We start from the raw sequence: 20,271 nt of genomic DNA on the forward strand, positions 1-20,271 counted from the left end.
AGGTCGTTCATGGCTTTGCGCATTGCTTACGTCACCAGCGGGATGGGCCACACCGGCACCGCGATCTGCCAGGCGCTGCACCACGCGGGGCACCGCGTGGTGGCCGGCTGCGGGCCGCGCTCGTCTCGCAAGGACCACTGGCTGAAGGAACAGAAGTCGCTGGGCTACGACTTCATCGCGTCCGAAGGCGACGCCACCGACTGGGCCTCGACCGAGGCCGCCTTCGCCAAGGTGCGCCGCGAGGTCGGCGACATCGACGTGCTGGTCAACAACGCCGGCGCCATGCTGGACATGCGCTTTCGCCAGATGAGCCACGCCGACTGGTCGGCGGTGCTGCGCAGCAATCTGGATACGCTGTTCAACAGTACCAAGCAGGTGGTCGACAGCATGGCCGACCGGGGTTGGGGCCGCATCATCAACATCGGTTCGGTTGCCGCCGAGAAAGGCCAGATCGGCCAGATCAACTACGCCACCGCCAAGGGCGCCGTCATCGGCTTCACCCGGTCGCTGGCGCAGGAAGTGGCCGCGCGCGGCGTGACGGTCAACCTGGTGTCGCCCGGCTTCATCGCCGACGACACCGTCAAGGCGTTTCCGCCCGCGTTGCTGGACCGCATCATCGAAAGCGTGCCGGTCGGCCGGCTGGGCACGGCCAAGGACCTGGCCGGGCTGTGCGCCTGGCTGGCCTCGGACGAGGCGGCATTCGTGACCGGCGCCAACTACGCCATCAATGGCGGCGTGTACATGAGCTAGGGCTTTGCACCGCGCTTGGCGCCTTGCGGCGCCCGCGGGCCTTATTGGCCCTGGCTTCGCAGGAAGTCGGGGATCGAGGTGGCGGTGCGCTTGCAGTCCGCCAGCCATTCCACGCGCCATTCGGTGACGCGTTCGACGGTGATGTGCTCGAACACACCCGGCGTCGGTTCGCCGATGCATTCCCGTTGCCGTACCAGCACCAGCGGATGCTCGGCGCCCGGCGTTTCATCCGCGCATTCGGCGGCTTCCTCGAAGGTGGCGAAGGCGTAGTAATAATCATCGCCCTCGTGCAGGTCTTCGCCACCGGCATGGGGATGCACCCACACCCGGTACTCCAGCACGTCGTCATAGAAGTAGCCGCCGCCCGAATGGGTCAGGGCGGGGTATTCGCCGACCAGGTCGGGGTCGATGGCAGCGGGATAGGCGGGCTGGGACGTCATGGTGGGGCTGGGCGTAAAGATCGCGGGATGACGAGTGTAATCGGCGCTTCAGCGTTGCCTCGTTACCGAGCCGTGCATTTGTCTGTGTTACACGTCGATTTGATCGAACTGGATACCCAGCGCAGCAGCGATCCGCTCGCGCGTGCTTCGTCTGGGGTTGGCACCCGGTGCTTCCATCGCGGCGTAGCTGGGTTGTCTTATGCCCAGACGAATCGCCATGTCGGTTTGGGTCACTCCCAGGTATTCGCGCCAGGCACGTGCGATGCTCCAGCCGTTGCCACTCATCAGCATGACGACTTCGTGCGGAATCGTACCGTCGGCGGGAATGTTTCCCACAGGAATAGTCGGAGAGTTCTTTCGCATGCCATCACGTTCCGGTAGAAGCCTGGCTTCATATTTACGTGGACCTACCGGCAGGCGCAAGGCGGTGCAAGTCTTACAGGACGATGTCCGGTGGATTTACGTCGCATTTTCCCCACTCGCAAACATGTCCACCAGCGTCTGTCTCAACCAGCGCTGCGCCGGCACGGTGTCGTTGCGTTGATGCCAGAACAGGCTCAGGATCCGCGGCGGGGCGTGCAGGGGCAGCGGCATGGTGTGCAGGTAGGGCGCGTGCGGCGATTGTGCGCCCAGGTTGCGCGGCAGCACGGCCAGCATGTCGGAATGGCGCACCATCTCGTAGGCAACACCATAGTGGTTGACGGTGGCCACCACGTTGCGTGACAGGCCGCGCGCGGCCAGGTAGATGTCATAGGACGGCAGGGCGGTGCCGGCCAGGCTGACGTCGACGTGGCGCGCCGTCAGAAAGGCGCGGGTGCTCAGGCGTTTCATGGCGGCCAGCGGGTGGCCGGCGCGCATGAAGCAGGCATAGTCCACCCGCCACAACGAACGTGAGCGGATGTGGTTGGCGTGCTGGGCTTCGTTCACGTAGACGCTCAGCACGCAGTCTACGCGGTTGTCTTCCAGCTGGTCGGCGATGTTCAGCACGGTATTGGGCATTGTGCGCACGCGCGCCAGCGGGGCGACCTGCGCCAGATGGTTGCACAGGCGCGGCATGACGACGCCGGCGGTGTAGTCGGACATCGACAGGCTGAATTCCACCGAGGCCAGGGCCGGGTCGAAGGCCTGCGCGTCCAGGGCGCCGCGCATGCGGCCCAGGGCTTCGCCCAGCTCGGCCCACAGCACGGCGGCGCGCTGGGTCGGCATGACGCCATTGCCGGACCGCACGAACAGCGGGTCCTGCAGCCCGTCGCGCAGGCGGGCCAGCGCGTTGCTGACGGCCGGCTGGGTCATGAACAACGCATTGGCGGCGCGCGTGACGCTGCCTTCCGTCATCAGGGCTTCAAACACCTTGAGCAGGTTCAGGTCGAGCGTACGGAAGGTCATGGCAGGTCATTCACATTGGTGATGCGGGGCATCATAACTATAAATTGGTGCGATAAAACCCCGCGTGCCTATCATGCGTTCTCTCATCCAGTACGGCCCAAGCCGTCGACCAAGGGGAACCGCATGTCCATGATTTCGGGACGCATCGAGCGTCTGCCGTTCGCGCATTTCCATAGACACCTGCTGCTGATGGGCGGGCTGGGTTACATGTTCGATGCCATGGATGCCGCGGTGCTGGCGTTCATCCTGCCTGTGCTGCGCAAGACCTGGGAACTGTCCAGCGTGCAGATCGGCCTGCTGGGCAGCAGCATCTATATCGGCTTCTTCTTCGGCGCCTTGCTGGCCGGTACCCTGGGCGACCTGATCGGGCGCCGCACCGTGATGATCTGGGCGCTGGCGCTGTATTGCGCGGCCTCGCTGGTCAGCGCCTTCGTGAACAGCTGGCCGCCGTTCTTTGCCGCGCGCATCGTCGCAGGGATCGGCACCGGGGCCGAGAGCGCCATCATTGCGCCGTACCTGGCCGAATTCGTGGCCCGGCGATTCCGCGGCAGTTTCACGGGTTCGCTGGCGGGATTTTTCTCGTTCGGGTTCGTGGCGGCGGCGTTGCTGGGGTATTTCATCGTGCCCGCGCATGACGAAGGCTGGCGCATGGTGCTGGTCATCACGGCGCTGCCGGTGGTGATGCTGCTGTGGTGGCGCCGGGCGTTGCCCGAGTCGCCGCGCTGGCTGGAAAGCCGGGGCCGCACGGACGAAGCCTCGCGCATCCTGGACAGGATCGAGGCCGATTTCGTACGCCGGGGCCATGCGCTGGCCGTTGCGCAGCCCGAACCCGCCGTGGCCAGCGGCAAGAGCGGCACGCTGCGCGAGAACTTCAGGTTGCTCCTGGCCGGGCGCCAGGCCCGCATCACCATCATGACGTGGATCATGTGGCTGTCGATCACGTTCAGCTATTACTCATTCTTCGTCTGGATCCCGGGCCTGCTCGTCGAAACGGGCATGAGCATCACCAAGAGCTTCTCGTATTCGCTGGCGATCTATTGTGCGCAGGTGCCGGGCTACTTCAGCGCCGCCTGGTTCAACGAGAAGATCGGGCGCCAGGCCACTATCGCCACCTACATGCTGCTGGGCGGGGCCAGCGCGCTGGGCCTGGCGTTTTCCAGCAGCAACGAGCAGATCATGCTGGCCGGCATCTGCATGTCGTTCTTCATGAATGGCACCTATGCAGGCGTGTACGCCTACACCGCCGAGGTCTTCCCGACCGCGGTCCGTACGACTGGCGCGGGCCTGGCATCGGCCATCGGGCGGGTCGGGGCGATCGTGTCGCCGATCCTGGTGGGCTACCTGTATCCGAATTTCGGCTTCATGGGGGTGTTCGGCATCACGACCGTCGTGCTGCTGCTGGGCGCCGCCGTGGTCGTGTTGATGGGCGTGCCGACCCGAGGCCGCTCGCTCGAGGAAATCGCCGCAGGAGAAGCGCAATGAAGATGACCCGTTCAAGCCCGCCCGCACCGGTGGCGCCCGAATTGGATGCCGTGGCGAGGGCCCATGCCGCCACCGATCAGCCGCAGGCGGTATTCGCCGCCGTCGACCGTGCGCTGGCCGCGCAGATTGGCCATCGGTTGTTCACCATCCTGGCCTACGACCCCGACACGGCGCTGGCGACGCGCCTGTATTCCAACCTGCCCGATGCCTACCCGGCCGGCGGCAGCAAGACCGTGGCGCCGGGGCCGTGGACCGAGGCGGTGCTGGATCGCGGCGACGCCTATATCGGACACACGCTGGACGACTTGCGCCAGGTGTTTTCGGACCACGCGCTGATCGATTCCCTGGGCTGCCAGAGCGTGCTGAACATGCCGATCCGCTGGCGTGGCCGCACGCTCGGATCGCTGAACCTGCTGCACGCGGCCCACTGGTACGGCCCGGCCGATGCCGCCGCATGCCGCCCGTACGCGCAGCTGGCGCTGCCGGCGGTCCTGCCGGCCCTGTTGACCCTTTGATTGCGGGAGCATCATGCAAACCTTATTGTTCAAGAATGCCGCGCTGCTGGACCCGGCCCATGGCCAATTGCAGGGCGACCACGATGTGCTGGTCGAAGACGGCCTGATCAAGGAAGTGTCCGACCGGCCCTTGCAGGCCGCCTCGGCGCACGTGATCGACCTGAAGGGCAAGACCCTGATGCCCGGCCTGATCGACCTGCACGTGCATGTGATCGCGGTGGAACTGAACCTGGCGCAGCAGGTGCACATGCCCAACGTGCTGGTCACGTTCCGGTCGGCGCCGATCCTGCGAGGCATGTTGCGGCGCGGCTTCACGACGGTGCGCGACGCCGGTGGCGCCGGCCACGCGTTCAAGCAGGCGGTCGAACTGGGGCTGGTGCAGGGGCCGCGGCTGTTCGTGTCCGGCCGTGCGCTGAGCCAGACCGGCGGCCACGGTGACATGCGGACCCGCAGCGATTTCCTGAACGATGATTCGCCGTGTCCGTGCTGCGTGCGGGTCGGCGCGTTGGCGCGGGTGGCGGACGGCGTGGACGCGGTGCGCCGGGCCGTGCGCCAGGAACTGCAGATGGGCGCGGACCAGATCAAGATCATGGCGTCGGGCGGCGTGGCCTCACCGACCGACCCGGTGGGCGCCTGGGGCTATTCCGAAGACGAGATCCGCGCCATCGTGGCCGAGGCGCACGGCCGCCAGACCTATGTGCTGGCCCATGCCTACACGGCTGAAGCCATCGCCCGCGCGGTGCGTTGCGGCGTGCGCACCATCGAGCACGGCAATCTGGTCGATGCCGAGACGGCCCGGCTGATGGCGCAAAGCCAGGCTTTCGTGGTGCCGACACTGGTGACGTACGAAGCGCTGGCCAGCGAGGGCGGCGACTTCGGCCTGCCGCCGGAAAGCGTGGCCAAGATCTCGCAGGTGCGTGATGCGGGGCTGCGCTCGCTGGAGATCTACCGCGACGCGGGCGTGAAGATGGGCTACGGCAGCGATCTGCTGGGGCCGTCGCAGCGCCTGCAGAGCGATGAATTCCGTCTGCGCGCCGAGGTGCTGGGACCGCAGGCGGTGATCGCCAGCGCTACGCGGGTGGGGGCCGAGGTGCTGGGCATGCAGGGCAAGCTGGGGTGCATCGCGCCGGGGGCCATCGCTGACCTCCTGGTGGTCGATGGCGATCCGCTGCGCGACGTGTCCTGCCTCTTGGGCCAGGGTGAGCGGATTCCGCTGGTGGTGCAGGGCGGCAAGGTGCAGTTCGACGACCTGCGCCTGGCCGCCTGATCCGGCAGAGGCCCGACGCCCTGAGGGGGCTGCCGGCGTGTTGACGCAGGGGCGCGCCCGACTAGCGCGCCAGTTTCATCGAGACGTCGGTATGCGTACCGCGATCCAGGTCGGCGCCCAGCGGCATGGTGCATTCCGGCAGGGTAAGCAGTTCGCGGCCGATTTCGCCGGCTTCGATGCGGCGCGCGATATCGTCGAGCAGCAAGGTGCGCGTGGCGAAGCCCTGGCCCTGCAGGTTCCTGGCATTCAGGCGATAGGCCAGATTGGGCTCGCTGCCCTTCATGACGCCCAGATCCAGGATCTGTCCGTGTTCGTTGCGGATCAGCAGATGGTCGGGACGCGCGTAGATGCGGTAGATGCGCCACGGCGATGAGATGGCCGCGTGAGTGGGCCGGGAATCCGTGTGCGACGCGCTGCGTGGCGAGCCGCCAGGCGGCGGGCTTGAAGCGGTGGGCAGCAGCTTGACGCAGGCGTTGGCGAAGCGCGCGACAGAACGCCTGAAGGCGCTCATGTCAGCGCAGCCGATAGCGCGCGGACGGGGCGAGGGAAGGGCGTCGAAAACTGCGGATCGTGCGAGTGCTGCTGCGGCTGCTTGTTCATGGCCGTGCTCCTGTGCATGGCGATGCGGCGAGGGACGCGCGTTCAAGCACCATTCTTTGCAGGATACGCGCTTTACCGGTCGACCGTATGAAAATGCCCAGGGTGTTACGCATAAAGCGGGTTTAACGCCCCAATAGCGTAATTTCTGCGGGATATAAGGCCATTTTTCAATGTAAACCCGGCAATAGTTGCGTGCAGATTTAATAAGGGTGGTAATTGGAAACGCTGATTGACATTAGGTGCCCCTGCACCCATAGTGGACTTGAAGCTTTTCGAGCATCGTGATTATCGTCCGGTCTTGCTCCCCCCTGCGGGGCGCTTCATTGTTCGCAGTCCTTTCCTTGACAGGCTCACTCTCGCGGGCGCTGTCCGCTATTTAAAGGAAGGGATTATGGAAACCGGAATCGTCAAATGGTTCAACGATGCCAAAGGCTTTGGCTTCATCATGCCCGAGAACGGCGGCAAGGATTTGTTTGCCCACTTCTCGGAAATCGTGAGCGACGGCCACAAGGTGCTGCTTGAAAACCAGCGCGTCAGTTACGTCACGGCTCAGGGCGCCAAAGGCCCCCACGCCACGCAAATCCGCACCTTGTGAATGAAGGCCCCGTGGGGCCTTTTGATCAATGACGGGAGGCTTATGCTTCACAACAACATGGTTTACAAGGGCTACCGGCTGACCGCCGCGGTATCCCGCATTTCGGTGGGCGGCTCCAGCCGGCCCGCATTCACCGCAACCGTGGCCGTGGAACTCGCTGCTGACCAGGATCGTCTCGGCGAACCCTATGTCGTGCCGCTGTTCGCATCGGGCGGCTTCGTGTCCAGCCCGGGCATGGCAGTGGATGCTGCGATCAATCATGGCCGCACCGTGGTCGACGCGCATGCCAGACCGGTATGAACGTTAGCGCCGGCGCTGCGCCACCCCGGCGTATGCGCATTGCGGCAATCCAAACAACATGGCCGCCCAGGGCAACCGGGCGGCCTTCTTGTTTTTCAGCGGTGCCAACGCCAGGGCGACTAGTGTGTCGGCGCAAAGGCATCGGGCGCTGCGGGCGATGAGCCCGTCAGACTACATGGCAAAACGGGCGGACCGGTAAAGCGGGCCGCAGAGACATTCAGGTGCTTTGCGCGTTGGACGAAGCGGGGGCCTTGTCCTTGTCGACCTGCGCTTGCTTGCGTGCAGCGTCTTCTTTCTGTTGCTGGGTCTGCTGCTCTTGCTGCTTGTTGGGGGTCTGGTTCTGGTCCGGTTGGCTGGACGAAGCCTGGTAGCGGGTAGGGAAAGTCATGGTGCGTACCTCTTGGGTTGGTGCGGCGAGATGCCACCAACCCACGGTAGTCCCTTGCCGCGGCATTCCCTACCCTTCATTTGCAACAAACAATCCGGGGCCCGGCCGCGCGGAGGTTGCGATCCGCGCGGCCGGGTTCGGCGCTACAGGCCGAACGCCTGCCGTTCCTCCTGGCTCAGCCTGGCCAACTGGGCGGGAGTCAGCGCCCCGTCGCCCACCACCTGCACCATGTTGTTGGGCCGATAGGACGACACCTCTTGCGAGGCACCGGCCGGCGGCGGGGGCGTCGCGCCGGCCACCGGTTCGGCACCGTAGCCGAGGATCTGCACGTTGATGATGGACGGCTGGTTCTGACGCGCCTGGTTCTGGCTGCGCTGGGCCGAGTCCTGTGCTGCATTGACGGCGGAGGTCGCGGCGCTGCTGGCCGAGGTCAGCGCGCCGGTGTTGACCGCCGACGCGACGGGCATGCCGGTGCTTTCTCCCTTGGCCTTGATGTTGGCGGCGTTCAGCACGGTCTGCGCCGCGATGTTGACGTTGCCCGACACGCGAATGCCGGCCTCGCCCGCATCGATCGTGCCCAGCGGCGCGTACAGGTCGACGTCGCCGGCCGGCACTTCGGCCAGCGGCGCCAGCGTGGCGATGCCGGCGCCGGTGGCGGGCGCGGCCGGCGCCAGGCTGATGTTGCCCACGCCGTCATAGCGCCGGAACGGCGGGGTGTAGACCACGGTGGTCTTCGAACCGCGGCCGGCGTTGATGTCGCCTTGCGCCGACCACGCCAGGATGCTGCCGCCAAAGGTGGTCATGACGCGGCTCTGGCCCAGCAGGATGCTGTCGCGGGCGTAGAAGTCGATGCCGCCACGGCCCTGCGTGACCACGCCCGCGGTGGCTGGCGGCGCCGTCCCTTCGATGCCGTACACCTGTGCCCCACCCGGCGTGAGCACCTGGATGTCGCCGCCGTTGCGGGTCTGCACGCCGGCGCCGCCGTACATGGTGATGCTGCCGTCATAGGTGCCTGCGTGCGGGAACAGCGTGGCGATCGCCTGGCGGCCACGCAGATAGCTGCCCGGGCGCGGGCTGCCCTTGTCGTTGTATTCGCGGCCGCCAGCACGCAGTTCGGCGAAGTAGACCTGGCGGGCGAAGACACGCTGCTGTTCGGGCGCCAGGGCGTCGAAGAAGGCGCGCGCGTCAGCCGTGCTGCCGGCGAAACCGTAGGTCTGCGTGAGCCACAGCAGCAATTCGCTTTCGTAGGTCTTGAAGGGCAAGCCCTGGTCGGTCAGCGGACGGGCCGGGTCGGCGGCGTGGCCGGCGTCCAGGTAGCGGCGCAGGAAGCCGGCGTAGTCGGCGCCCTGGGCCCCCAGGCCGGCTTGCAGGGCGATACTGGCGCCCGGGCGCAGGTCGCCCGGCGCCAGGGGGCCCAGGCTGGTGGCGGCGGCCTTGTCTTCCATCAGGATATGCCGGCCGGCGCTGATTTCCAGCGTGCCGGGACCCGCTACCGTGAAGTTGCTTTGGATGACGTCGCGGCCGGCTCGCACCAGGGAGACGTCGCGCGGATCGCCGTGGATGAACAGATTGTTGTTGTAGACGAATGTGACGGGATACATGGTCCAGTCCATCGAGCCTGCGGGGCTGCCGCTGCCGACGATATCGCGTCCGGCCAGCATGCGCACGGCGCCGCCGCCGGAATACCACTGCTTGCCCGTCAGGCTGCCCGGGCCGCCGAAGCGGATGTGGCGGCCGCTGGTGACGCCGACCAGGTCGCCCTCGACGGCGTAGAAGCGCGACGGTTCCGTCGGGCCGGTGGTCGCGGCGGAGTCGGGGCCGAAGGCGAACAGCACCCGGTCTCCATAGGTGCCATCCCGCGACAGCGTCGTGGGGCCCCACAGGATGGCGCTGCTGGTGGCGCTTTGCACCATGCCGACGAACGCGGGCTTGAAGATCGAGGCCACCGAGTCCGCCGCGGCGCTGCTGCGTCCCAGGGGGGCGTCGCCGCCGTAGATGGACTGGCCGGCCAGCAAGTCCAGGCGGGCGCCGGGGCCGGGGGCCAGCAGGAAGGGGGTCTTGTAGTAGATGTTGCCATTGGCCGCGACGGCCGAGAGTTGCGATGGGTAGGTCACCGCCAGGTCGTTGCCCGCCGCCCGTGTGTAGATCGGGGAGACGTTGCCGCCCGCCGAGAACATGTCCACGGCGCTGTTGGCGGTCCAGAGCGAGAACCAGGATTGCGAGCCGTGGATGCCGGGCGTGCCGTCGGCCTGCAGATAGGGCATGAGCACCGGCGCCAAGGCGCGTCCAGGATCGTCCGCGGCGCCGATGGCCAGATCGCCCAGGCTGTCGACGCGGAACGCGCTGTCACCCACATTCAGCACCAGGGCGCCGGAAGGGGTGGCATCGGCGGCTTGGAAGCGGTCCAGGGCGCGTACATCGCGCGTCGCCCGGATGTTGTAGAGCGGGTCCAGGCGGCCGAACGAGGCAGCCTGCAGCAAAGTCCGGCCGCGCAGGTTGGTGACCGCGCCGGCCGATTCGAACATGTTGGGCAGTGCCGGATTCAGCTGGCCGCCGACGCGCAGATCGATGTCGCCGCCGCCTGTCAGGGCCAGACTGCCGTCCGCCAGCACACGCCCCGTGCTGCCGACCGCCAGCACCAGGGATTGGCTACGGCCGTTGATCTGGCGTTCGCTGTAGCTCACGCCGTGCGAGAGTTGCAGACCCGCGCTGCCGCCGACATCGACGCTGAGGTTGCCCCCGCCCAGCGTGCCGAAACCGGTGAAGCCGATCAGTTCGTCTCCAGGCTGGCCGCCGTTGATGGAGGCAAAGGTGCCGAAGTTGATCCACCATGCGGTGGGTTGCGCCTGGCCGATGGCAGCCGTGCCGGATCCTTGGCGCCAGAGCCAGTTGCCGACGTCCGCGCCGTTGTAGCCAAGCGCGGTGTCCAGTGGCCGTCGATAGCCGGATTGGGGACGGGCCAAGGTATCGCCGATCAGGTTGGCGCCGGCGCGGATCGTGAGATTGCCGCCGCCGTCGGGATACCAGGCGCGGTAGACGCTTTGCGGGCCGCCATTGACGTAGGGATCGAAGGCGCCATTGTCGTCGGCCAGCACGCGGCCGCTGGGGCCGGCGTGGCGCGGCGCATTGTATGGGTCGTTGGGACGCAGTGCCGTTGTGGACGTGCCCGCGGTGTAGACGCCATAGAGGGAATGCATGCGGAGGTCGCCACCGGCTACGAGGTCCAGGTCGCCGGTGCCGGTGCGCAGCACGCTGAAGCGGGCCGTGGCAGGCTTGCCAATGTAGTTGCGGGGATCGTTGGGGATGCAGTATTCGGGCGCGGTCTTGCAGAGTTCCGACGCGGAATCCATACCGATCACATCCCTGACGAACTGATCGTCCATCACGGTATCGAACAGCTCCGGCATGCCAAATTCATCGGCGGCCTGCTGGCTCCAGCGGTAGTTTCCGGGCGCGTCGTAGCCATATTGGCCGTAGTGGCTGTCGGCCAGCACCAGATTGCCGCGCGCGCTGCCGTACTGGGTGGTGCGCGTATCGGCGCCATTCAGATCGGCGCCGCCCGCCAGCCGCAGGGACCACGACTGCGTGCCTTCGGGCAGCATGGGCGCGATGGCCCAGGCCTGGCCCTGCACGCCGTTGACGGCCGGACGCAGGTCGACATAGTCCACGCCGGCCAGCAACTGCACCTTGGTGCCGGACGGGATCAGCCCGCCGCGCGGCAGGGTCACATCGCTTGCCAGCCGGACCTGGTTGGCGTGGAAATAGGCTTCGGGCAGGTTGGGCAGGGCGATGCCGGCGGGCCAGGTGACCGGCCCCAGGAAGACAGCGGCCATCACGCGCCAGCCCGCCGCCAGCTTCATGTCCGCGGCCAGCGTCAGCGCTTGCGGCAGCACGGTACCGGCGGCATAGGCCAGGCTGCCATCCGGGTTGAGGATGGCGGATGACAGCACGGTGCCGGCGGGCAGCGTCAACGGCTGGGCGAGCGGCGCCGTGACGGGCAGGACGGTGCCCGGCGGATAGGTGCCGCTCTGCAGCGGCACGTCGTAGTTCAGCACCGAGCCGCCGGGAAACAGCGTGCCGGCCGCCAGCGTCACGCCGGCATGCGGCGTGACCATGTCGCCGCCCAGGAAGTCATAGCCGGGCAGCAGTCGCCAGCCGTCGGCATCCTGCTTGATGTCGGGCGGCGGCGCGAAGCCGTCGTTGATGCTGCCGTGAATCTGCAGATCGCCGCCGGCGCGGATGACCAGGTTGCCGACTTCGCCCGAGCCGTAGACGGCCGGATTCAACCGGGTGTTCGGGTTGAGGCTGGCGTAGCGCATGCCCGACAGGTCCAGGTCGCCCTGCACCACCAGGTCGCCGTCGGGCGTGGCGCTGCGGATCTCCACGCCGGGTCGCAAGTGCAGGGCGTCGGCGTAGGGGCGCAGGCCGGCCAGCTTGTTGTCCACCAGGTTGCGATTGGCCAGCGCGTTGTCGATGAAGTCGCGGCTGTCACCGTTCAGGCGGTTCAGGTAACCCTGGTCGATGATCTGGTAGGGCTTGCCGCCCGCGTTGTTCTCGGTGCCGACGGGCGCGTCAGCGTAGACCCATACGCCGTTGACGGCGATGCTGCGCGCGCCGCGAATGTCCAGCGGCCCGCGCGCATCGATATCGATGTCGCCGCCGATGCTGCCGCCCAGGCGCGGCGCGTTCAGCTCCAGCGTGCCGCGCGGCAGGCCGTCGTTGCGGGCGGACTCGGTGCCCGCGCGCAGGTCGATGCGGGCGCCGCCGTCCAGTTGCAGCGTGCCGGTGCCCGAACTGAGCTCGACGATGGCGCGGTTGGGGGCATCGATGATCTTGCCATAGGTGTCCACGCGCAGCGCCGTCCCATGCGTATCCAGCACCGCGCTGCCGGCCAGGCGCAGGCCGTCGCGCGCCGCCAGCCGGATGCTGCCGACCCCGGCGCCGCTGGCGTCGATGCGGCCGGCGACCGTGAGGCTGCCCGCGTCGACGGAGATGTTGACCTCGCGGGCACGCACCTCGTCGCCGATGACGAGGTTGCCGCGCTTGACCTGGAAGCTGCGTGCCCCGTAGACCTGGCCTGCGTTCAGCCGCTGGTTCAACGCGGAAAAGTCCACCTGCTGGGCGCGGATGTCGACGGCGCCGTAGGCGTAGGGCACCCGCGTGCCGCCTGCGTCGTAGTCGCCCGAGGCGGATCCCAGGATGCTGCCTTGCAGGTCCACGCGGCCGGCGTTGTTATCCAGCGCGATGGCCGTCAGGCGGCCGGCGCGGTTGTAGTGGGCCGACAGGTCGATGCGGCTGCCGGCTGCCTGAGTGATGTCGCCGTGGCGGCTTTCCAGCGTGACGTCGCCGCCCCAGCTGTACTTCACCACGTCGTCGAACAGGACCGATCGACCGGCCAGGTCCAGGTCGGCGCCCGCGTTCAGCTTCAGGGCGTGATCGGCGCGCAGGGCAATTTTGCCGGTGGGCAGCGCGATGCGGCCATTGATGTTCACCGTGCCCGCATCCAGCGTCAGGTCCGCGCCCAGGCCGCGTGGCGCAGGCGTGCCGACAAGCGGATTCAAGGTGATGGCATTGCCGGCCTTGATGCGATTGACCGAGGCGGACTCGCCGGTCAGCAAGGGGGTTTCCAGGGTGATCGAGCCGCCATGGTATTGCCAGCCGGTGGCGGCGTCGTAGGCGCCGCGGGCCTGGTAGACGTTCAGGCTGCCCTGGTGGTTGGCGGTGATGCGGTCGGTGGCGCGCAGGGTGACGTCGGCAAAGCCCAGCGTCAGCCGGGCGTTGTCCAGTTCGCGCCGCGGCTGGGTGTAGGGGCCGTAGCCCAGTTCGATGCGCTCTGCCTCGATGTGCAGGCGGCCGCTGCCCGTACCGGCGCCGTTGGCGATCACGCCCATCGGCGGCAGCACGGAACCGTTCCAGATCAGGTTGCCCGCGCGGATCGTGGCGACGTCGGCCGCCTGGCCGTAGCCGTAGATCGCGGGGGTCGTCAGCGCCAACGTCTGCAGGCGCGATTTGCCCGTGGCCGGGTCGGTCGTGTCCAGCGAGACGCTGTCGAAGAAGTTGAACGAATCGGCCACCGCCAACGTCAGCATCTCCAGCGCCGGCGCGCCGTAGCGGGTGTCGCCGGCCATCAGGCGGTTCAGCAGCGCCTGGTCCAGGGTCAGGCCGCTGGCCAGCCCACCGCGCGCCGCGGCGGCGGCCAATGCCGCTTCGCTGCCCGCGTTGATGGCGCCGACCGCCAGGGTCAGGTAGCGGGCGCCGTAGCTGGCCGAACTGTCCAGCTCGAAGGCCTTGTTGGTGGCGGCGGCCAGCGTGCCTTCCGTGTAGAGCAGTGCTTCACCCGTGCAGCCCGATGCGCCGCAGACGCCGATGCGGATGGGGCCTGAGCCGGCAGGCGGCTGGTCGGCGGCCGGGGGCAGGACGTTGAGCCAGCCGTTGGACACCGCCAGCATGCTGCTGGGGCCGGGACCGTACGTATATCCAGTGAATGAATCGAAGGGGGCGCGGCCCTGGCCGATGGTGTTGATGCCGGCGCCGCGTTCGATGACGATGCCGGCATCCGGGTCGCTGGTGACCAGGAACACTTCCGCGGCCCGCAGCGTGGCGCCGCTGCGCAGGGCAAGGCCGCCGAAGTGGGTTCCGGCGTAGCCCATGTTGACCAGATTGCTGTCGTACACATAGTCCACGCTGGGCACCGCGCCCAGCACCATGCGCGGCGCGCCGATGGCATTGAGCTGCCCGGCATCCAGCGAGATGCCGACGAATCCCGGCGTGCGTCCGGCGCCGGGGGCAGTCACTTCGACCCGATCTCGCGTGCTGTCCTTGGAGACCACGGCAAGGGTGCCGCCGTAGCCGCCGGCAGCGGCCGAGAAATCGGCCTTGCCCGCGAAATAGAACTCCTGTCCGGGGATGGCCTTTGCCAGGCCGATCTTGAGGGTCCGGGCGTCGGCGGGCAGGACGGCTCGAGGCATGCCGCGCCGGGAGGACTCGGCGGCCACGAAGGTGGCGTAGTCCATTTCGTTGTACTGCGAGTACTGGCGCAGGACCGGGCCGGAGGTGACCAGCAGTTGTTTCGCGATGGCGTCGGCGGTGCCGGCGGCGCTGTTGCCGAGGCGACCCGCGATAGACCAGGAGCCGTTTCGCAGGGCCTGTGCACCGCTGCCGGCCTGGCCTTGGGCCGCCCCATTGATTTCCACGCGGAAGGCGCCGGGCATCAGCGCATAGGTGGCAGGCATCAGCGTGTAGGTGCCCGCGGGCAGGCCGGGTACGCCCGCGCCGATGGTCATCTGCTGGCCGATCTGCGGCTGGCTCTGGCCGGCGTCCGGGGCCGTGGGCGCGACCTGGGGCTGCGTGCCGGGCACCAACGCATAAACGGGGTTGGTGGACAGGCTCGGCAGCGTGAAGCCGCCGCCCTGCGCATTGACCTGCACCAGCGGGCTGAAGCGGGCGTCGGTAGAGCCGCCGCGGCCCGAGACGAAGCCGGCCCCCAGCAGCTGGCCGCCGCCGGAAACGTCCACGCCCGCACCGTCCAGGATGCGCACGTTCTCGGCGCCCAGGGCGATGCCTCGGGTGAGCTGGGCGTCGATGGTGGCGGCGCCCGCGCCGGTCAGCACGATGTCCTGCCCCGCGTACTTGTAGCTGACGCCGTCCACCGTGCCGCCATAGGGCATGACCAGACCGCGGCCGCTTACCGAGGTGACGCTGCCGGGCAGCAGGGTAACGCGCGAGCTGACGCCGAAACGTTCGTCTGCCAGGCCGATTTCCAGCAAACCCATCGGGGCACGCACCACGCCGCCTTGTTCGATGCTGTCCGCGGCCAGCATCAGCGCGCCGAAGGCACTGTAGGGCATGTCGGGCAGGTCAGGGGTGCTGCGCCCGATGATGATGCGGCTGCCTTCTTCATAGCCGGGCTTGCCGTCGCGCGTGCCACCCGCACCCGCGATGATGCGGGTGATGGCGCCCGTTTCCGGGTAGATCTGCGCGGCGGTAAGCGTCAGGCTGCCGGGCGTGCTGAGCTGGGTGGTGTAGACCTGGTTGGTCCTGTCCAGCGTTCCCAGTCCACCCAGGATGCGGATATCACCCCGGCTGTACAGTTCAGCCATGGGAAAGCCCGTACCGGTATGGCTGACCCCCTGACCCGACGGCGAACGATGGGTCGACAGCGCATCGAGCCGCACGTTATCGCGGATGTCGATCAGCCCGGCCTCCACCCGCAACACCGATTCGCTGGTCCGGGTGGCGGGCGGCAGCGTGCCGGAGGGACGCTCGTAGCCTTCCTTGGCGTTCGTGTCGGTCGCGCCTGCCAGCAGGACGTAGGGGGCAGCCAGCCGTACGTTGGCGGTCGGGCGGGAGTCGGCCGTCATGCCGAACGACCCCGCGATCAGCCGCAGGCTCTGGCCCAGGCGCAGTGCGACATCATCCGCGAAGCCGAGCTGTCCGTTTGCCAGCAGGTTCAGCGTGCCGAAGCCGCCTTGCTCCACTTGCGACGCGCCCAACGCAGCGCGTCCATAGACCAGGTGGTCGGCCGCCAAGGCAGCGTCACCGTAGGCGGCCAGCGCATCGGGGGCGGCGTCCTGCGACAGGACGAGACTGCGCGCGCCCTTGATGCGGTTGCCGATGGCGCCGCTCTTGTAGGCGGGGTTGTCCAGGGCCACGCTCAATGAACCGCCCGCCGCACCGGCTCCGCCGGCACGGGCCACCATCCGGCCATCCAGGTACAGGCCGTTGCCCGAGCTGATCGCGATGGCGCCGCCGGCGCTGGCCACGGCGGTGGGCTCGCCATTGGCCAGCAGGGTGGCGGCGCTGCCCGAGGCGTCCAGCAGGCTGCCGGGTCGCAGCACGACAAAGACGGCGGGCGCAGCCACGCTGCCCTTGGCCACGTCCACCATGCTGCCCAGCGTGATGACCCCGCCGTCCTGGACCTTGCCGTACACCTGCCCGTTGCGATTGAACGCGGTGGCCGCGCGAGCGGCCACGTCCAGCACGGCGTGTTCGCCCACCCAGATGGACCGGCCGGAGCCTTGCGCCGCCAGGTCTTCCATTTGTGTACCGCCGGCCGTCGAGACCGTGATGCGGCCGCTCCAGGCATTGAATGTTCCGTTCAACGTGACCTGGCCGATGCCGGCCAGGTTGATGCGCTGGCCCGGGTCGACCTCGATGCGTGCACGATCTTGGACCACCAGCGAGGTGGCGGCCACGTCATTCGGCGAACTGAGCAGCGTGCCCGCCTGCAGCAGCAGACTGGCCCCGCGGCGTTGCGTCAGTACGCTCTTGACGGGGTCTTCCTGATAGAGCGCCGGGGTCCATGTCTGCAGGGCCTGGGCCTTGTGCTGCGCGGCGCGGGCGCCCCAGGCATAGCGCTGTACAGGCATCTGCACGCGCAACTGCGTGCCGGCGGTGACCGCCAGCCCATGCGTGCCGATCACGTCATATTGCGAGAAGCCTTGCGAGAAGTCGTCAGCCACCAGCACCGATACGCCGGTCGGCGCCGGCTCGTTCCGTGCGTCCGGGCGCACGACGCGCACCTGGTAAGCCTGCAATGTCAGCTTGCCGCCGCCGTCCACGCCGTAGCCCTGCAATGTCGCCTGTTGCTGCAGCACGCCCGCGGCCCCGCCCGAGCCGGCCTCCAGCAGGATGTCGCCGCCGCGACCGTTGCGCGTCTTGCCTGTGGCCAGCATGGCGGCGCCACCGCTGGCATCCACCGCGCTGCCTGGCGCCAGCGACACGTCGCCGGTGCTGCGCAGGGCGACCGAACCGCCGTTGCGGTAGGCGATGCCGGGCGAGGCGGCGGGGTCCAGGCTCAGGTTGCTCCACAGACCGCCGACGTCCAGGGCCGCGCCCGTGGCGAGCGTGATGCCGACGGACTTGCCGGCCGTTGCGATGACGGGGGTATCTTCCACCCGGCCGTTGCCGCTGAGCTGACGCAGCATGTTGCCCGCCTGGATCTTGCCGCCCGCGGCCGAGATGCTGGCATTGATGTCGACTTGGGGCGCATACAGCACCACGCCCGCGCCGGGCGCCATCGTCACGGCCTGGTCCACCGCGACGCGTTCCTTGCCGGCCAGCCGCAGGTAGCCCAGGCCAATGGCGTTGAGCCAGGCGGTGTCCAGCCGGATCTCGTCGGCGCCGGTCGGGCCGGCACCCACCACGACATTCGTGGCCAGGCCCGTCAGGCCCCAATTCAGCGCGCCGGCCGCGGCGTCGTACAACGGTGTATAGCTGCCGACCAGCAATTGCGCGCGGCGCGCCAGGGCGTTTTGCGACGGGTAATCGCCTTCCAGGTCCCCCTGCGGCGTATCGGTCTGCCGGGCGCCCTGGTAGACCTCGCCGGTCAGGTCGCCGGCCAGTTGGGCCCGGGTGGTCGCCACCACCAGCGTGCCCGCGTCGCGGCCCACGGTGTAGCCGTTTTCAAAGCGTTCACGCGGGGCGAGGAGCGGGTTGTAGAAGACGCGTGTGGCCGTCTCGCCCCAGCGCGCATGTTCCTGCTCAAAGCCCTTGTACAGGCCGGTGTACAGCAGGTCGCCGGGGGCGCGCGACACTTCGTACAGGCGGCCGTCGCTGCCGCGCAGCCAGCTTTGGCGGATATAGCCGTCCTGCACGTCCAGCGTGCCGCCGGACAGGTTGATGTTCGAGCCGGCGCGCGTCACCAGTTCGCCTCCGGCGAAAGTGGCGGTGCCGCCCTGCGCCAGCCATTCGGCCGCGGTGTGGCCGCTGGTGGCCAGGTAGCCGCCCACTTCCAGCAGGCCGCCGCTGGTGTACCAGCGGTCGCCGGCATAGCCGTTGGTGCCGCTGGCCACCTTGACCAGCGTGCGCCGGTCGATCCAGACGTCGTTGCTGTTGAGCAGCTTGCTGTCGCGATTGATCGGCGCATCGCGCTGTTCGTTGCCCTGCACGTTGATCTGCAGGGTGTTCGATTCCATCGATACCTGTACGCCGATGGCACCCGCCACGTCCAATTGGGCGCCGCCGTCCAGCACGGTCAGCTTCCTGGCCGACACGGCGATCTGGCCGCCGGTGGCCAGGGTGGTCGAACCGTTCTCGAAGGTGGCGAGATTGCCCGTCACGACTTCGATGCGGGACAGGTCGCGACGGTCGGCGATGGGGCTCAGGTTGTCGAAGGCCGCGCCGGTCTTGTTGTCGGGCGTGCCGTCCAGCGTCTTGATCGCGGCGGCGCGTTGGCTGTCCAGGCCGGTGACGGCGGAGGCTTCCAGGACGACCGCCGTGACGCTGCCCGCGCCCAGCGTGACGCTGCCGGTGGCATCGCCGGCGCGGTTCAACAGGTGAATGGCGCCGCGCGTGCCGATGTCGGTGGTGGCGATCAGCACGCCGTCCTGGCGCACCTGGCTGCCGGTCAGGGTGATGTCGCCGGTGGGGGCGCTGACGAGGCCCGTGTTGGCGACCCGTCCGGCGGTGCTGCCGGGCTTGAGCGTGGCGCTGACTTCGTTGCCGGTGGTGGTGGACTTGAGGTTGCCGTCGGTGCCGTAGCCTTTGCGGATGTAGAAGTCGTCGCCCGCGGCCAGCGCCGCTTGCCCGCCGGGGGTGGTGATCGAGCCGCCGTTGTGCACTTCGCTGCCCAACAGCAGCACGTAGCCGCCGCCGCGCGTGGCGGTATTGGAGGCCGCGGTGTCGATCCGTGCGCCGGCCAGCACCTGCACCTGCCCGATCGCATCCTTGAAGGCGGGCAGGGTGCCGTCGGTGTCGGTATAGATGCCCTTGTCGCGAAACTGCGTGTCCGTGATGGTGGCCGCGGCCGCCACCAGATTGCGCACATTGACCTGGCTGGTGCCCGTAAAGATGACGCCGTTCTGGTTCACCACCAGCACGGTGCCGTCGGCCTTGATCGCACCGTGGATCTCGCTGGGCCTGGCGGATGCGCCGACCACGCGGTTCAGTACCGCGTCGGTCGCGTTCTGCTGGAACTGCACGGTGGTGTTGCGGCCCACGTTGAACGTATCCCAGTTCAAGATGGCGCGGGACTGGGTCTGTTCGATGGTGACGATCTGGCGACCGCCTTCCTCACGGGCCCGGGCGGTTCTCGCGCCTTCCCATTTGGCCAGGGCGCCGCGGGCTTCCCACAGGCCGCCTTCGACCAGGCCGTCGGGTACGCCTGCGGCATTGGCCGCGGCGGCCGTACGGGCTGCCGCTAGCGCCGCCTGTTGCGCGGCGACGGCGGCGGCGGTGCGGTTCAGGTTGTCCAGCGACTTCTGCAACTGTTGGCGCGCTTGGGCCTGCTGACGCGCGCCGGTGCCGATGCCCGCCATGCTGCCGTCGGGCATGCGGCCCGTGCGCTGCGCCGTCGACTGCATCGCGTTCTTGTCGGCGAACCAGCCGGGGCTGAAGGCGCGTGCCTGGGCCTGGGCCGTACCGCTCCAGCCGCCAGCCAGCGCCAGCACCGCCATCGCGTGCGACAGCGGACGCAGGCGCCAACCAGGACGACGGCGCGCCGTGCGGCGCAATAACGAAGCGGACGAACGGGCGGACGAGGCGGAGCGGGCGGCAGGCTGGGCGGACGTAGACGAGGACATGGCGTGATTCAGGAATGTCGATGAAGG

The 20,271-nt window shown here is 68.2% G+C and carries 12 protein-coding genes; 6 read left to right on the top strand and 6 right to left on the bottom strand.

The features are described 5' to 3' along the window. Positions 1 to 9: 9 nt before the first annotated feature. Positions 10 to 750, top strand: a complete 741-nt coding sequence (locus AC6LJ2_RS08375) for an SDR family oxidoreductase (RefSeq protein WP_183006732.1) — start codon at positions 10 to 12, stop codon at positions 748 to 750. A gap of 41 nt (positions 751 to 791) precedes the next feature. On the opposite strand, the gene AC6LJ2_RS08380 is transcribed toward AC6LJ2_RS08375, so the two are convergent. From AC6LJ2_RS08380 to AC6LJ2_RS08390, 3 genes are all read right to left on the bottom strand, one after another. Further along, positions 792 to 1,190, bottom strand: a complete 399-nt coding sequence (locus AC6LJ2_RS08380; protein ID WP_498151176.1) for a GCN5 family acetyltransferase — start codon at positions 1,188 to 1,190, stop codon at positions 792 to 794. 87 nt (positions 1,191 to 1,277) lie between these two features. Continuing rightward, on the bottom strand, positions 1,278 to 1,553 hold the full coding sequence (locus AC6LJ2_RS08385) for a helix-turn-helix domain-containing protein (RefSeq protein ID WP_498151177.1): 276 nt from the start codon (positions 1,551 to 1,553) through the stop codon (positions 1,278 to 1,280). Positions 1,554 to 1,649: 96 nt separating this feature from the next. After that, positions 1,650 to 2,576 carry a LysR family transcriptional regulator gene (locus AC6LJ2_RS08390; RefSeq protein WP_498151178.1) on the bottom strand — a complete coding sequence of 309 codons (927 nt, stop codon included), beginning with the start codon at positions 2,574 to 2,576 and terminating at the stop codon, positions 1,650 to 1,652. Between the two features lie 123 nt (positions 2,577 to 2,699). Here AC6LJ2_RS08390 and AC6LJ2_RS08395 point away from each other — a divergent pair, with 123 nt between their 5' ends. The 3 genes from AC6LJ2_RS08395 to AC6LJ2_RS08405 are packed head-to-tail and all read left to right on the top strand — an operon-like array spanning position 2,700 to position 5,840. After that, entirely contained in the window at positions 2,700 to 4,058 is a 1,359-nt protein-coding gene (locus AC6LJ2_RS08395) for an MFS transporter (protein ID WP_498151179.1), read from the top strand. Further along, positions 4,055 to 4,573, top strand: coding sequence for a GAF domain-containing protein (locus AC6LJ2_RS08400; RefSeq protein WP_263910364.1), 519 nt, complete (start codon positions 4,055 to 4,057; stop codon positions 4,571 to 4,573). The genes AC6LJ2_RS08395 and AC6LJ2_RS08400 overlap by 4 nt, the downstream gene beginning before the upstream one ends. 13 nt (positions 4,574 to 4,586) lie before the next feature. Then, positions 4,587 to 5,840, top strand: a complete 1,254-nt coding sequence (locus AC6LJ2_RS08405) for a metal-dependent hydrolase family protein (protein WP_445658370.1) — start codon at positions 4,587 to 4,589, stop codon at positions 5,838 to 5,840. Between the two features lie 61 nt (positions 5,841 to 5,901). On the opposite strand, the gene AC6LJ2_RS08410 is transcribed toward AC6LJ2_RS08405, so the two are convergent. Next, positions 5,902 to 6,351 carry a hypothetical protein gene (locus AC6LJ2_RS08410; RefSeq protein WP_263910366.1) on the bottom strand — a complete coding sequence of 150 codons (450 nt, stop codon included), beginning with the start codon at positions 6,349 to 6,351 and terminating at the stop codon, positions 5,902 to 5,904. 480 nt (positions 6,352 to 6,831) lie between these two features. Here AC6LJ2_RS08410 and AC6LJ2_RS08415 point away from each other — a divergent pair, with 480 nt between their 5' ends. Further along, entirely contained in the window at positions 6,832 to 7,035 is a 204-nt protein-coding gene (locus AC6LJ2_RS08415; RefSeq protein ID WP_025137012.1) for a cold-shock protein, read from the top strand. A gap of 42 nt (positions 7,036 to 7,077) precedes the next feature. After that, on the top strand, positions 7,078 to 7,335 hold the full coding sequence (locus AC6LJ2_RS08420) for a hypothetical protein (protein ID WP_263910368.1): 258 nt from the start codon (positions 7,078 to 7,080) through the stop codon (positions 7,333 to 7,335). Between the two features lie 217 nt (positions 7,336 to 7,552). Here AC6LJ2_RS08420 and AC6LJ2_RS08425 read toward each other — a convergent pair whose 3' ends face one another. Together AC6LJ2_RS08425 and AC6LJ2_RS08430 are read right to left on the bottom strand one after the other, a co-directional pair. After that, on the bottom strand, positions 7,553 to 7,723 hold the full coding sequence (locus AC6LJ2_RS08425) for a hypothetical protein (RefSeq protein ID WP_263910369.1): 171 nt from the start codon (positions 7,721 to 7,723) through the stop codon (positions 7,553 to 7,555). A 143-nt stretch (positions 7,724 to 7,866) separates the two neighbouring features. Beyond that, entirely contained in the window at positions 7,867 to 20,244 is a 12,378-nt protein-coding gene (locus AC6LJ2_RS08430; RefSeq protein ID WP_498151180.1) for a filamentous hemagglutinin family protein, read from the bottom strand. Positions 20,245 to 20,271 lie beyond the last annotated feature (27 nt).

The sequence above is a fragment of the Achromobacter sp. 1014246743 genome (assembly GCF_059760725.1).

Bases quoted from the DNA above. Each gene is read 5' to 3' on its own strand.
- AC6LJ2_RS08375 (WP_183006732.1), top strand. From the start codon at position 10: ATGGCTTTGCGCATTGCTTACGTCACCAGCGGGATGGGCCACACCGGC.
- AC6LJ2_RS08380 (WP_498151176.1), bottom strand. From the start codon at position 1,190: ATGACGTCCCAGCCCGCCTATCCCGCTGCCATCGACCCCGACCTGGTC.
- AC6LJ2_RS08385 (WP_498151177.1), bottom strand. From the start codon at position 1,553: ATGCGAAAGAACTCTCCGACTATTCCTGTGGGAAACATTCCCGCCGAC.
- AC6LJ2_RS08390 (WP_498151178.1), bottom strand. From the start codon at position 2,576: ATGACCTTCCGTACGCTCGACCTGAACCTGCTCAAGGTGTTTGAAGCC.
- AC6LJ2_RS08395 (WP_498151179.1), top strand. From the start codon at position 2,700: ATGTCCATGATTTCGGGACGCATCGAGCGTCTGCCGTTCGCGCATTTC.
- AC6LJ2_RS08400 (WP_263910364.1), top strand. From the start codon at position 4,055: ATGAAGATGACCCGTTCAAGCCCGCCCGCACCGGTGGCGCCCGAATTG.
- AC6LJ2_RS08405 (WP_445658370.1), top strand. From the start codon at position 4,587: ATGCAAACCTTATTGTTCAAGAATGCCGCGCTGCTGGACCCGGCCCAT.
- AC6LJ2_RS08410 (WP_263910366.1), bottom strand. From the start codon at position 6,351: ATGAGCGCCTTCAGGCGTTCTGTCGCGCGCTTCGCCAACGCCTGCGTC.
- AC6LJ2_RS08415 (WP_025137012.1), top strand. From the start codon at position 6,832: ATGGAAACCGGAATCGTCAAATGGTTCAACGATGCCAAAGGCTTTGGC.
- AC6LJ2_RS08420 (WP_263910368.1), top strand. From the start codon at position 7,078: ATGCTTCACAACAACATGGTTTACAAGGGCTACCGGCTGACCGCCGCG.
- AC6LJ2_RS08425 (WP_263910369.1), bottom strand. From the start codon at position 7,723: ATGACTTTCCCTACCCGCTACCAGGCTTCGTCCAGCCAACCGGACCAG.
- AC6LJ2_RS08430 (WP_498151180.1), bottom strand. From the start codon at position 20,244: ATGTCCTCGTCTACGTCCGCCCAGCCTGCCGCCCGCTCCGCCTCGTCC.